The 13,029-nt window shown below is 69.4% G+C and carries 11 protein-coding genes and 1 tRNA gene; 2 read left to right on the forward strand and 10 right to left on the reverse strand.

Annotated elements, in window-relative coordinates:
• Positions 1-253: 253 nt before the first annotated feature.
• Positions 254-341 (forward strand) — tRNA-Ser (locus OG306_RS19495).
• A gap of 72 nt (positions 342-413) precedes the next feature.
• On the opposite strand, the gene OG306_RS19500 is transcribed toward OG306_RS19495, so the two are convergent.
• From OG306_RS19500 to OG306_RS19540, 9 genes are all read right to left on the reverse strand, one after another.
• Positions 414-1,211, reverse strand: coding sequence for an HAD family hydrolase (locus OG306_RS19500; protein ID WP_266747380.1), 798 nt, complete (start codon positions 1,209-1,211; stop codon positions 414-416).
• Entirely contained in the window at positions 1,208-2,497 is a 1,290-nt protein-coding gene (gene serS / locus OG306_RS19505; protein ID WP_266747381.1) for a serine--tRNA ligase, read from the reverse strand. The genes OG306_RS19500 and serS overlap by 4 nt, the downstream gene beginning before the upstream one ends.
• 862 nt (positions 2,498-3,359) lie before the next feature.
• Positions 3,360-4,295, reverse strand: a complete 936-nt coding sequence (pheA, locus tag OG306_RS19510; RefSeq protein ID WP_266747382.1) for a prephenate dehydratase — start codon at positions 4,293-4,295, stop codon at positions 3,360-3,362.
• A gap of 27 nt (positions 4,296-4,322) precedes the next feature.
• Complete coding sequence (gene efeB / locus OG306_RS19515; RefSeq protein ID WP_266752311.1) at positions 4,323-5,567, reverse strand: iron uptake transporter deferrochelatase/peroxidase subunit; 1,245 nt, start codon at positions 5,565-5,567, stop codon at positions 4,323-4,325.
• A 149-nt stretch (positions 5,568-5,716) separates the two neighbouring features.
• A complete protein-coding gene (locus OG306_RS19520) occupies positions 5,717-7,678 on the reverse strand; it encodes a copper resistance CopC/CopD family protein (protein ID WP_266906045.1) in 1,962 nt (653 codons plus the stop codon).
• 14 nt (positions 7,679-7,692) lie between these two features.
• Positions 7,693-8,142 carry a copper chaperone PCu(A)C gene (locus OG306_RS19525; protein ID WP_266747384.1) on the reverse strand — a complete coding sequence of 150 codons (450 nt, stop codon included), beginning with the start codon at positions 8,140-8,142 and terminating at the stop codon, positions 7,693-7,695.
• A complete protein-coding gene (locus OG306_RS19530; RefSeq protein ID WP_266747385.1) occupies positions 8,139-8,795 on the reverse strand; it encodes an SCO family protein in 657 nt (218 codons plus the stop codon). Before OG306_RS19530 ends, OG306_RS19525 begins: the two co-directional genes overlap by 4 nt.
• Positions 8,796-8,882: 87 nt before the next feature.
• Positions 8,883-9,629 carry a YcnI family copper-binding membrane protein gene (locus tag OG306_RS19535; protein WP_266906043.1) on the reverse strand — a complete coding sequence of 249 codons (747 nt, stop codon included), beginning with the start codon at positions 9,627-9,629 and terminating at the stop codon, positions 8,883-8,885.
• Between the two features lie 224 nt (positions 9,630-9,853).
• On the reverse strand, positions 9,854-10,657 hold the full coding sequence (locus OG306_RS19540) for a hypothetical protein (RefSeq protein WP_266747387.1): 804 nt from the start codon (positions 10,655-10,657) through the stop codon (positions 9,854-9,856).
• Positions 10,658-10,916: 259 nt separating this feature from the next.
• Here OG306_RS19540 and OG306_RS19545 point away from each other — a divergent pair, with 259 nt between their 5' ends.
• On the forward strand, positions 10,917-11,444 hold the full coding sequence (locus tag OG306_RS19545; protein ID WP_266747388.1) for an ATP-binding protein: 528 nt from the start codon (positions 10,917-10,919) through the stop codon (positions 11,442-11,444).
• Between the two features lie 64 nt (positions 11,445-11,508).
• Here OG306_RS19545 and OG306_RS19550 read toward each other — a convergent pair whose 3' ends face one another.
• Positions 11,509-12,972 carry an aminopeptidase P family protein gene (locus tag OG306_RS19550; RefSeq protein ID WP_266747389.1) on the reverse strand — a complete coding sequence of 488 codons (1,464 nt, stop codon included), beginning with the start codon at positions 12,970-12,972 and terminating at the stop codon, positions 11,509-11,511.
• Positions 12,973-13,029: the final 57 nt, after the last annotated feature.

Genomic DNA, 13,029 nt, shown 5'->3' on the forward strand with positions numbered 1-13,029 from the left:
GTAGCGCCGGGCACAGTAGTTGGTGCGGCACATGCCGAAGGCGGTGCAGAACGCCCCGACAGGATCGTCCACAGGCCGACATGCACTCCACAGGCCGGGAGAGGAGCGCGACGATGACCGAGAGTCCGAGTCCGTCGAGTTCCCAGCAGGGCGGGCCCGAGCCGGCACCGGAGTAGTCACCGACGACTCCGCCGTGCCGATCGGAGCAGGACGCCCGGGGCGGTTTCTCTGCGCATCGCGCGGCCGCCCTCCCGGAGGATTGGCCGAGTGGTAAGGCAGCGGCTTGCTAAGCCGTCGTCGGGGCGGTGAACCCCGCGCGCGTTCGATCCGCGCATCCTCCGCAGCAGCAGCGCCGTCGAGTACGACCAGCCCAGCGCCGTCGAGTACGACCAGCCGTACGGGTACCCGTACGGCTACAGCAGCTGCTCCAGCACCACAGCTATGCCGTCGTCCTCGTTGGACGCGGTGATCTCCTGGGCCACGGCCTTCAGATCCGCATGCGCGTTGGCCATCGCGACACCCCGCTGCGCCCAGGCGAACATCGGGATGTCGTTCGGCATGTCGCCGAAGGCCAGGGTGTCCGCGGCCGTCACACCCAGCCGGCGCGCGGCCAGCGAGAGGCCGGTCGCCTTGCTCAGTCCCAGAGGCAGGATCTCCACCACGCCCGGACCGGCCATGACCACGTCCACCAGATTCCCGACAGCCGCTCGCGCGGCCTTCGCCAGTGCGTCGTCGTCGAGATCGGGATGCTGGATGTACACCTTGTTCAGGGGGGCCGACCACAACTCGGCCGGGTCCTCGGCGAAGACGGCCGGAAGGGGACTTTCCTGTACGCGGTAGCCGGGACCGACCAGCACATCGCCGTCGAGCCCGTCGCGGCTCGCCGCCAGTGCCAACGGGCCGACCTCGGCCTCGACCTTGGACAGCGCGAGACCGGCGAGCTGCCGGTCCAGCGTCAGCGAGGTCAGCAGCTTGCGTTCGCCCGCGTGGTAGACCTGCGCGCCCTGGCCGCAGACCGCGAGCCCCTCGTAGTGCAGGTCGTCCAGGATGTGCCGGGTCCACGGAACCGCGCGGCCGGTGACGATGATGTGTGCGGCACCGGCCGCGGTGACCGCGGACAGCGCCGCACGGGTGCGTTCGGAGACCGTCTCGTCGTTACGCAGCAGCGTGCCGTCGAGATCGGTCGCGATGAGCTTGTACGGAAAGGTCACTTGGCGACCGGTTCCAGAACCTCGCGCCCGCCCAGGTACGGCCGGAGCACCTCCGGCACCCGCACCGATCCGTCGGCCAGCTGGTGGTTCTCCAGGATCGCCACGATCGTGCGCGGTACGGCGCAGAGCGTGCCGTTCAGTGTGGCCAGCGGCTGGAGGACCTTTTTGCCGTCGCGGGTTTCGCGCATCCGGACGGACAGGCGGCGCGCCTGGAAGCTGTCGCAGTTCGATGCGGACGTCAGCTCGCGGTACTTGCCCTGCGTCGGGATCCACGCTTCGCAGTCGAACTTCCGGGAGGCCGAGGCCCCCAGATCGCCGGTGGCGACATCGATCACCTGGAAGGGCAGCTCAAGAGCGGTGAGCCACTGCTTCTCCCAGTCCAGGAGCCTGCGGTGCTCGGCCTCGGCGTCCGCCGGGTCGACGTACGAGAACATCTCGACCTTGTCGAACTGGTGGACGCGGAAGATGCCTCGGGTGTCCTTGCCGTACGTACCGGCCTCGCGGCGAAAGCACGGCGAGAAGCCCGCGTACCGCAGCGGCAGCTTGTCGGCCTCGATGATCTCGTCCATGTGGTAGGCGGCGAGCGGGACCTCGGAGGTGCCGACCAGGTAGTAGTCGTCCTTCTCCAGGTGGTACACGTTCTCCGCGGCCTGGCCGAGGAAACCGGTGCCTTCCATGGCGCGCGGGCGGACCAGCGCCGGCGTCAGCATCGGGACGAATCCGGCTTCGGTGGCTTGCGCGATCGCCGCGTTGACGAGGGCGAGCTCCAGCAGCGCGCCGACACCCGTCAGGTAGTAGAAGCGCGAACCGGAGACCTTGGCGCCGCGTTCCATGTCGATGGCGCCGAGCATCTCGCCGAGCTCAAGGTGGTCCTTGGGCTCGAAGCCCTCGGCCCCGAAGTCACGGATCGTGCCGTGTGTCTCCAGGACGACGAAGTCCTCCTCGCCGCCGATCGGCACGTCCTCGTGGACGATGTTGCCGAGCTGGAGCAGCAGGCGCTTGGCCTCTGCGTCGGCTTCGTCCTGTGCCGAGTCGGCCGCTTTGACGTCGGCCTTCAGCTGCTCGGCCTTCTTCAGGAGCTCGGTGCGCTCCTCGGGCGAAGCCTTGGGGATGAGCTTGCCGAGCGCCTTCTGCTCGGAGCGGAGTTCGTCGAAGCGGACACCGGACGACCTGCGCCGCTCGTCGGCGGAGAGGAGGGCGTCGACGAGCGCGACGTCCTCTCCACGGGCGCGCTGGGAGGCGCGAACACGGTCGGGGTCCTCACGGAGCAGGCGAAGGTCAATCACCCCTCCAGGCTACCGGTGTGTGCTTCTCCAGCTCGAACCGATATTGCCAGGCGTGTCATTTTGCCCGAATTGACCGAATTAGTAATGCTGATGGGTGGGGCATTGACTGAACTCGATCCCGATCGAGCGCGGCTGATTCCGACTGTTCTCGGCTGTCAATAAAAAAGAGCTTATTCCCCTAAAAGGGGGCGGAAGGCGTCGGCCGCCTTGACGTATCTTCCTTGCCTGGAAGGGCAGTTGACGCTCGCTTGTCCACAGGCGCGGCTGCTTCTCAGAGTTATCCACAGGCTGTGAAGAAGAGTTGTGGATACCGGAGGAGATCGTTCCGAAAGTCGCTTCGGGGCTCACGGATTACCCGCTCAAACCCGCTTCAGACGCTCGTTCGGGTGGGAATTCTCCATCCTGAAGAGTTGATCAACGGAATTGGTGCGACACAGGGCTTCCGGCGTGACCTGTCGGCCTGTGGATGCACCTGGGGTGACTGGAGCGATATGTCGACCATGTCGCATTGGGGTGCTGGTGAGTGTCGACTTGTCCCCAGGTCGAGAACCACCCCTGTGGATAACTCTGTGGATGCCGAGAATCGGCAGAACGGATCGGCGGATTCTCGGATCGGCAGATGGTCACTGGTGGCTGTGCGGACGCGCCGCGGTACTGATGGTGCGTACGGGCCGACATCCGTGGCGGCCCGTACCACTGGATCTGCCCTGCCCTGCCCTGCCCTGCCCCGCGCTTCCCCGCCCACGACCGCCGATCCGCGTACGTCGGCCTATGAACGACGGCCCCGGACCGCCGGTCCATGACCGCCGGTCCATGACCACCGGTCCATGACCACCGGTCCATGACCACCGGCCCCGGACCGTCAGCCCCGCCCGTCCAGATTGCGGGCCAGCCAGTCGGAGGCCTCCATGAACTCCGCGTCCGACGTACCCGCCCGCAGCGGCCGTACGTCCTCCCGCGCCACCCCGGCCCGTGGGTACGACCCGAGGAACCGCACCTTCGGACAGATCCGCTTCAGTCCCATCAACGCCTCGCCGACCCGGCGGTCCGAGATGTGCCCCTCGGCGTCCACCGCGAAGCAGTAGTTCCCGATTCCGGCCCCCGTCGGCCGCGACTGGATCAGCATCAGGTTCACCCCGCGCACCGCGAACTCCTGGAGCAGTTCGAGCAGCGCGCCGGGGTGGTCCTCGCCCAGCCAGATGACCACCGACGTCTTGTCCGCACCCGTCGGCGCCGCCGGCCGGGCCGGACGGCCCACCAGGACGAACCGGGTCTGCGCGTTCACCGCGTCATGGATCTCGGTCACCAGCGGTTCGAGCCCGTAGGTCGCCGCCGCGAACTCACCGGCGAAGGCGGCGTCGTACCGGCCCTCCTGCACCAGCCGGGCGCCATCGGCGTTGGAGGCCGCGGACTCCCACACGGCGTCCGGGAGATGGGCGGCCATCCAGTTGCGCACCTGCGGCTGCGCGGCCGGATGCGCGGTGACCGACTTGACGTCCGACAGCTTGGTACCGGGCCGCACCAGCAGCGCGAAGCTGATGGAGAGCAGCACCTCGCGGTAGATCATCAGCGGTGCGCCGGTGGTCAGCTCGTCGAGCGTCGCGGTGATGCCGCCTTCCACCGAGTTCTCGATCGGTACGAGTGCTGCCGCGGCCTCGCCGTTGCGCACCGCGTCCAGAGCCACCGGTACGGAGACCATCGGGACGAGTTCGCGGGTGGCGGCTTCCGGGAGCGTACGGAGGGCGACCTCGGTGAAGGTGCCTTCGGGGCCGAGATATGCGTAGCGCGTGGCGGACATACCGTCACCCTAATGCGCCCCGGTCGCTCAGGACTCCAGGAGCCGCTGCCCCACGTACTCGCCGTCCGCCGCACCGCCCGGCACCGCGAACAGGCCGCTGGCCTCGTGCCGGATGAACGGCGACAGGGCATCGCCCCGGTCGAGCTTGCGCTGCACCGGAACGAACCCCCGCAGCGGATCCGCCTGCCAGCAGATGAACAGCAGCCCCGCGTCCGGCGTGCCGTCCGCCGCGATGCCGTCGTGGTACGAGAAGGGGCGCCGCAGCATGGCCGCGCCGCTGTTCTTCTCGGGGGAGGAGATCCGGGCGTGGGCGTTGTCCGGGATCAGGAGCTTGCCGTCGGGGCCCGCCTTGTCGAGGTCCATCGCGGTGGTCTCGGTGCCGCCGCTCAGCGGAGATCCGTCCTTCTTGCGGCGCCCTATGACCTGTTCCTGCCGTTCGACCGGGAGCTTCTCCCAGTCGTCGAGCAGCATCCTGATCCGGCGTACGACGGCGTACGAGCCGCCGGCCAGCCAGTCGTGCTTCTTGTCCGTCCCGTCCGTGACGAAGATGCGCCGGTCGAAGTCGCTCTCGGCGGGCTCGGGGTTGTTGGTGCCGTCGATCTGGCCCATCAGGTTGCGGGCGGTCATCGGCCGCGCGGTGGCGCCGGGGCTGCGGTTGAAGCCGTTCATCTGCCAGCGGACCCTGGCGGCCGGGGCGGCCTCCTTCTGCACGGCACGCAGCGCGTGGAAGGCGACGAGTGCGTCGTCGGCGCCGATCTGTACCCAGAGGTCACCGTCGGAGCGCTTGGCGTCGATGTGGTCGGAGGAGAAGGGCGGCAGCGGGTCGAGTCCCGGTGGCCGGTGGCCGACCAGGCCCGTGCGTTCGAAGAAGGTGCGGCCGAATCCGAAGGTGACGGTCAGCGAGGACGGTCCGGCATCCAGCGCGATCCCGGTGTCATGGCCCGCGCCGTCCGCAGCACCGCTGTCGGCGGGTTCACCGGCCATCAGCCGGCCGGCCACGGCCGACCACCGGCGCATCAGGGCAGCTGCTTCCTTCCGTCCCGCGCCGGGCGCCAGATCGAAGGCGACGAGATGGCCGCGTGCCTGAAGCGGAGTGGTGATCCCCGGTTGATGTTTCCCGTGAAACATCAACCGGGTGGAGCCGACCGCGGTCAGCGCGGTCGGCTCGTCGGGCCGGGTCGCGGCATAGCCGGTAGCACCGCCTGCCACGCCCAGGACCAGCCCGGTCGCACCGGCCGCACCGGCGCTGCCGAGCAGCCGCCGCCGGGAGATGGCACCGCTGCCGGGCGCTTCGCCGTCCCTGCTGCCTGCGGAGGTCTTGCCATTGCCGGGGGAGGTCCTGCGGCTTTTCGCGCCGGACCCGCCGGACCTGCTGGCTCCGCTCGTTCCGCTGATTGCGCTGTTTCCACTCACGATGCTGCTCAGCCGATCTTCACGTTCTTGTCGATGGTCGTCTGATCGATGTCCGACGTACGTACGGTCACCGCCACCTTCCAGGTGCCCGCCATCGGGATCTGGACGCCGCTCGCGGTCCAGTGGCCCTCGGTGAGCCGGACCGGGGTGACGGGAAGCGGGCCGATGTCCTTGGACTCCAGAGTGAAGGCGAGCTTCAGTTCGGGGACGTCCATGGCCTTGCCGTCGGTGCTGTCGACCCAGATGTGGATCTCATTGGCACCGGTACGGGCGGGCTCGACGTCCATCCGTACCGTTCCCTTGCCGTTCTGGCCGCCCGTGTCGAAGGGCAGCGTCAGATTGACCGGGCCTTCGACTGCCGGGGCGGCTGCCGCCGTCGAGCCGCGGGCCGCTTCCTCCTCGGTACGTCCCGGCTCGGTCGAGGTCAGCACGGTCGTCACGGCCAACAGCGCCACGGCGACCCCGACTTCCGCCAGCACCGAACGGCGCAGCCCGGACCGGTCGGGGTCGGCATCGCGGACCCGCTTCTTCTCGGCGGTGGCGACGGCGGCCCGCTGCCGGGCGAGCTGAGCCGCCCGCGCGGGGTCCTCGACGGCGGACGACGGTGTGGCCGGGGTCCGGGACTCCTCGACCGCGACGTCGGCCCCGGCCCCGACCTCCGCCTCTGCTCCCACCACGTCGGCGCTGCTCGTGACCAGCCGTGCGGTCCAGCGGCGCGAGATCCAGGCGATCCCGATCAGGACGGCGACGAGCCCCACCTTCACGAGCAGCAGTTGTCCGTAGCCGGTGCCGCTCAGCGCGGACCAGGTGCCGACCTGGCGCCAGGACTGGTAGATCCCGGTGGCCGCGAGCACGAGCACGCTGCCGAACGCGACCCGGGAGAAGCGTCGTACGGCAGCCGCTCCGATGTCCGGCGTCCGGTACAGCGCGACCAGCAGGGCCGTCAGCCCGCCCAGCCAGGCGGCGACGGCCAGCAGGTGGAGCACGTCGACCGGCATGGCGATGCCGGGCTGGATCCCGGTCGAGGCATGTTCGGCGAGTGCCCAGGTCCCGGCGATCCCGGCGGCGATCACGGTGCCGCCGATGGCCAGTCCGAAGGTGAGGTCCTTCTTCTCGCGCTCGTCCTCACGCTTCGCGTACGCCCCGAACAACACGGCGATGAAGAGCGCGGAAGCGCCGAGCAGCAGCAGCCGGGATACGAGCGCTGCCCCGGGCTTGGTGTCGAGCACGGCCGTCAGGCCGTCGAGGTCGAAGGCGTCCGCCAGTTTCCCGGAGCCGGTGTACGGGTTGCGCAGGAGCAGCATGGCCAGGGTGGCCACGGTGAGGGTCATCCAGCCGCGTACGACCAGGCGTTGCAGCGGGCGTGCGCCGGCCCCGCGCTGCCAGCAGGCCAGCACGAAGGCCGCGCCACCGGCCAGCAGGATGAAACCCGCGTACGCGGCGTAGCGCGCGATGCCGTAGAGGGTGCCGACGAGGCCGCCCCCGGCCTCGCTCGTGGGGAGGGCGACGGTGGTCTTGGAGGGGGCTCCGATGGAGAAGGTGAAGGCGCCCGAGACGGGGTGGCTGTCCGCGGAGACGGCCTGCCAGGCGACGGTGTACGTGCCGTCGGGCAGTCCGCTGTGCAGTGAGACTCCGTATTTCACGGTGGAGCCGCTCTGCAGATCACGCGGTGCGGCGCCGGTGTCGGCGCGTTTGCCGTCGGGGTCCAGGACCCTGACGGAACTGTCGCTCATGGCGACCTGTTCGGAGAAGGTGAGCGTGACCTGCTTGGGTGCGGTGTCGACCACCGCCCCGTCCTGCGGATCGCTCCCGGTGAGTGCGGCATGCGCGGACGCGGGGCCCGCGCCGCCGAGCAGCAGGCCGAACACCATGCCGACGAGGGTGGCGAGGAGTGCGGCCGCGGCAAGCAGTCGGCGCGGTGCGGGAGCGGCCGGGGGCGGTCCGAAGTGCGGGGCGGTGGCGGCTGTCATGGCGAGTCAGTCCCTCACTGCTTCTTCGGGTTGTAGGTGGTCTCCTTCACGGGAAGGTCGACCTTTATCGGGTCGGCCTTCTCGAAGTGCAGCTCCACGGGTACGCTTTCGCCCCGCTTGGGCTGCTGCTTGAGCTTCATGAACATGATGTGGCTTCCACCGCGTTCCAGATCCAGCTCGCCGCCCGCGGGTACGTCGAAGGACGTCACCATGCGCATCGTCTGGTTTTTCGTCTCGTGGATCGTGATGTCGTCCGAGAGGGAGCTGGTGACCGAGGTGAGCCGGTCGGAGGTGCCACCGCTGTTCTGTACGACGAGGAATCCGGCTGCCATGTCGCTGACGGGCTGCGGCATGAACGCGCCGGTCACCTTCAGTTCGGGTTTGCTGTCCGAGGACGAGCACCCGGCCAGCGTCAGCCCGGTGGCGAGGGCGACGACGCCGACGAGGGTGGTGCGGCGGTTCACGGAGTCTCCCCCTTGATGATCTTGGGGAGGTCCTTGGTGTAGTCGTCGGGCGAGGTGTCCTCGCTGTACAAGAGGTATCCCTGGTCGGTCTTCGGGGAGAACGCGATGACCTGGGAGCCGTGCATCGAGACGACCGTGCCGTCCTTCTCCTTCTTCGGGGCGTCGATGCCGATGCCGATCTGGCGTGCGCCCGCCTGGATGGTCGGGAAGTCGCCGGTGAGGCCGATGAAGGAGGCGTCCTGGGACTTGAGCCAGCTGCCGAGCGAGGACGGGGTGTCCCGTTCGGGGTCGGTCGTCACGAAGACGACCTGGAGCTTTTCCTGGTCGGCCTCGGGGAGCGACTTCTTGGCGATGGCGATGTTGCTCATGATGAGCGGGCAGACGTCGGGGCAGTTGGTGTAGCCGAAGTAGATCAGCGTCGGCTTGCCCTTGGTCTGCGCGCGGAGGTCGTACTTCTTGCCGTGGGTGTCGGTGAGGACGAGGTCGGGCTTGGTGAACGGCTGGTCGAGCACCGTCGCGGCCTTGGTCTTGGGCTGGACGGACACATCGGCGATGGGCTTCTTCGCGCCGCTGTCGTCGCTGCCGCCGCAGGCGGACAGGGTGAGTGCGGCCGCGGCGACGAACGCCGCGGCCAGCACAGTTTTCTTACGCATGGAGCACTGATTCCTGATGGGTCGGTAGGGCTGTGGGACTGGTGGAGATCCGGGAGCTAGTTGCTGCGTGGGACTGGTGGGCTTTGGTCAGGCGACGCGGCGTCGGCCTGCGAGGACGCCGAAGGCGACACCCGCGATGCCGATGACGATGCCGACGATGCCGAGGACGCGGGCCGTGGTGTCGCTGGAGGACGCGGCTGCCGCGGCCGTCGTCTGCTTGTCCGCGGTCTGCGCGGTGGCGTCGGCACCGCTCTTGTCGCCGGCGCTCGCGCCGTGCTCGCCGGCGGTCGCCGCGGTCAGCTTGAGGACCGGTGCCGGGCTCTCGGGCTCCTCGGCCCCGTCCTTCTGCTCCTCGATCCAGCGGACGACTTCCTTGTTGTCGTACGTCTGGATGGCCTTGAACACCAACTGGTCGGTGTCCTCGGGAAGCTGGCCGATGGAGAGCGGGAACTGCTGGAAGTCGCCCGGGCGGATGCCGCGGTCGTTCTTGTCGCCCGTGGCGGTCCAGGTGACCTTGGAAACGGCCTCGTTGATCTTCTGGCCGTGCATGTCCAGCGGCTTGGCCAGCTTGCTCTTGGTGACCTGGATGTCCCAGCCGGGCACGGCCTGCGGCATGACGGAGGCCAGCGGGTGGTCGGTCGGGAAGTTGACCTCGACCTTGGTCGTCGAGGCGTTGTCGCGCTCGTTGGGGACCTTGAAGTTGACGGTGGCGTAGCCGCCCTTGGCGGCCTCGCCCTGCGGCTGCACGCTGACGTGCGCGGAGGCCGTACCGGCGAGGATCAGGACGGTGGACGCGGCGACGCCGCCGGCGAGGGCGATGCGGGAAACGTTCATGACAGGGATCACTCCACAAAGGCACGAAGAAAAGGTGGTCCGGCGCGCGGGTGCGCGACGGCATCGCGACACCTCTTCCCCACATGCGGCGTACGTGCACAACGTGTACGGCACCGACTGGTGCGACACCGGCTCGAACGCGCCGGGTGGTCCGTGCGCCGGGTGGTCCGTGCGTCGAGTGGTGCGTACGTCAGTGGTGCGTGCATCGGGCGGAGGGTGTCGCGTCAGGCTGCGAGTGCGTATGCGGGTGGCGGCCCGCGCCTGATCACCATGTGCTGCAACGGGTCCCCGGTAGCGGGAGCCGGGGCGTCGGCCGCGGTACGGAGGGTGCGCGGCCCGGTCGCCGGGCCGCCGGGAAGTCCGGCGCGCAGGGCGTTCACGAGCGCGAGCGCGGCGCGCAGCGCACGCAGCCGGGCCCCGGCGGCGACCTGTTGGGCGCCGTGTGCGGAGAGCCGGGCCAGCCGGAACAGGGCGATCTCGCCGCGCCGCAGCAGCCAGCCGCTGGCCACGGCGGCCAGCAGGTGGCCGAGCAGCATGGGCAGGCTGGGCAGCAGACCGGCGAGGCCGGCCGGGTCCGAGACGGCTGTGGAGGCCATGTGCTGGTGGCCCCGGGGCACCACCGACGCCGGGTCGATGCCCGCGGTGGTGACGATGCGGTGCGCTTCGGCGGCGTTCAACTGCGCCGGGCCCATGCCGCACACGAGGCCGGCCGCGAACCGGATCAGTGGGTCCTCGCCCGCCGCGGTGTCCGTCGGGGCGGGGTGCGTCCCCACGCCGAAGAGGGTGTGCAGGGCGACCTGTCCGCCGGCCAGTGCGGCGACGATGGACGGCAGCGAGCGCTCGCGTCCGGCGAGCGGTGCCACCACCGCGAAGACCCCCAGGAATCCGGCGAGCAGGGTCCACCAGGGAACGGCCGCGCAGGAAGCCAGGGAGTGACCTGCCGCGGACAGCGCGATGCAGACCGCGGTGAACACCGCGGCCCTCAGAAGCCGCAGACCGGCTCCCGCGCGTGCGACAGGCATAGACATGGCGGGGCCATCATCGCACCGCGCCTGGGGCCTCCGTACGGCAGGTCCGGAAGGTCACCTTCCATCCGATGGGATGCGGTCGGGGCTGCTGTGGCCGGGTTCGGACACCGGGCGGTGAGATCAGCCGGGTTCGGCATACACGGGTGTACGGAGTGCTGGTATCCGCCGAATGAGCGGTCTCACATCCGGTCTGTGCTTACGAACGCCCCTGCGCGGCAATACGTATCGGTATGTCGAGCCGCAGCCAGGAGGCTGGAGCATGAGCATCTGGTGGTCCCTCCATTTGCGGCGCGAGGCTGCGAGCGTTCCGCTCGCCCGGCGTTTCCTGCTGGGCACGATGGAGACCGCGGGCGTGGATCCGGAGATCTCCTTCGACCTGTCGGTCGCGCTCACCGAGGCCTGTGCGAACGCCGTTGAGCACGGCGGCGACCACAGGGTCCAGGGTGAGCAGAGCGACGACCGGGATCCGTGGGACGTATGGGACGAGCTGCCCGGGACGGCCTCCGGGCAGTACCGGGTCACCGCCTATCTGGACGGCGAGAAGTGCCGTATCGAAGTCGCCGATTCGGGGCCGGGTTTCCCCGCCAGGCGGACGCTGCGCACGTCCGCGCAGCAGCGCGATCCCCTGCAGTACCCGCCGCTCGGCGCGGAGGACGGCCGGGGGCTCTGTCTGATCGAGCAGCTCGCCGACCATGTGCACTTCGGCAACCGTCCCGGCTGTGGAGCCGTGGTGAGCTTCGACAAGGTCCTGAAATGGCGGAAGGACGCCCTGCTCATGGTGTCCTGAGCGGGGCGCCCTTCGGCGCGTGGAACCCGTGACCGGGCCTGCCGGGCAGGCCGGGCCGTTCGGATCAGCCCTTGAGCTGCGCCATCCACGCCTCGACCTCGTCGGCCCGGCGCGGCAGCTTGTCGGAGAGGTTCCGGTTGCCGTCCTCGGTGACGAGGATGTCGTCCTCGATCCGGACACCGATGCCCCGGTACTCCTCGGGCACGGTCAGGTCGTCGGCCTGGAAGTACAGACCGGGCTCGACCGTGAGGCAGACGCCGGGCTCCAGCGTGCCGTTGACGTACGTCTCGGTGCGTGCGGCGGCGCAGTCGTGGACGTCCATGCCGAGCATGTGGCCGGTGCCGTGGAGCGTCCAGCGGCGCTGGAGGCCCAGCTCCAGGACCTTGTCCACGGACAGGTCGCCCAGCAGGCCCCACTCGACGAGCTTCTCGGCGAGTACGCGCTGTGCCGCGTCGTGGAAGTCGCGGTAGTCGGCGCCGGGCTTGACGGCCGCGATGCCGGCCTCCTGCGCCTCGTACACGGCGTCGTAGATCTTCCGCTGCAGCGGCGTGAACGTGCCGTTGATCGGAAGGGTGCGCGTCACGTCGGCGGTGTAGAGGTCGTTGGTCTCCACACCGGCGTCGAGCAGCAGCAGCTCGCCGGAGCGTACCGGGCCGTCGTTGCGTACCCAGTGCAGGGTGGTGGCGTGCGGGCCGGCGGCGCAGATCGAGCCGTAGCCGATGTCGTTGCCCTCGATGCGGGCGCGCAGGAAGAAGGTGCCCTCGATGTAGCGCTCGCTGGTGGCCTCGGCCTTGTCGAGGACCTTCACGACGTCCTCGAAGCCGCGTGCGGTGGCGTCGCAGGCCTTCTGCAGCTCGGCGATCTCGAAGGCGTCCTTGACCAGTCGGGCCTCGGAGAGGAAGACGCGCAGTTCCTCGTCGCGCTCGGCGGTGACCTTGTCGGTCAGCGCGGCCTCGATGCCGGTGTCGTGGCCGCGGACGTTACGGACGGGGCCGGTGGCCTCGGTCAGCGCGGCCGTCAGCTCGCGCACGTCCTTCGCCGGGATGCCCAGCAGCTGCTCGGCCTCGGCGAGGGAGTGACGGCGGCCCACCCACAGCTCGCCCTGGCCGTCGAGCCAGAACTCGCCGTTCTCGCGGTTGGAGCGCGGCAGCAGGTGGATGGTCGCCTCGTGCCCGTCCTCGGTCGGCTCCAGGACGAGGACGCCGTCCTGGGTCCGGTCGCCGGTGAGGTACGCGTACTCGGTGGAGGCGCGGAAGGCGTACTCGGTGTCATTGGAGCGGGTCTTCAGGTTGCCCGCGGGAATGACCAGACGCTCACCGGGGAAGCGCGCGGAGAGCGCGGCGCGGCGGGCGGCGGTGTGCTCGGCCTGGGCGATCGGTTCGAGGCCGTGGAGTTCCGTATCGGCCCAACCGGACTTCATGTTCGCGGCGAGTTCATCGGAGACGGCCGGGTACAGGCCGTTCTTCCGCTGCTTGACCGTTTCTTCTTCCTCGGTCTCCGGGGTCTCCGGGATGAGCTCCTCAGCCACGATTTGTTTCTCCTTGATACGACACTGGACCCCGTCCATCGTACGGGCGTACGGAAG

The organism is Streptomyces sp. NBC_01241, from assembly GCF_041435435.1.
In the GTDB taxonomy this organism is placed as follows: Bacteria; Actinomycetota; Actinomycetes; order Streptomycetales; family Streptomycetaceae; genus Streptomyces.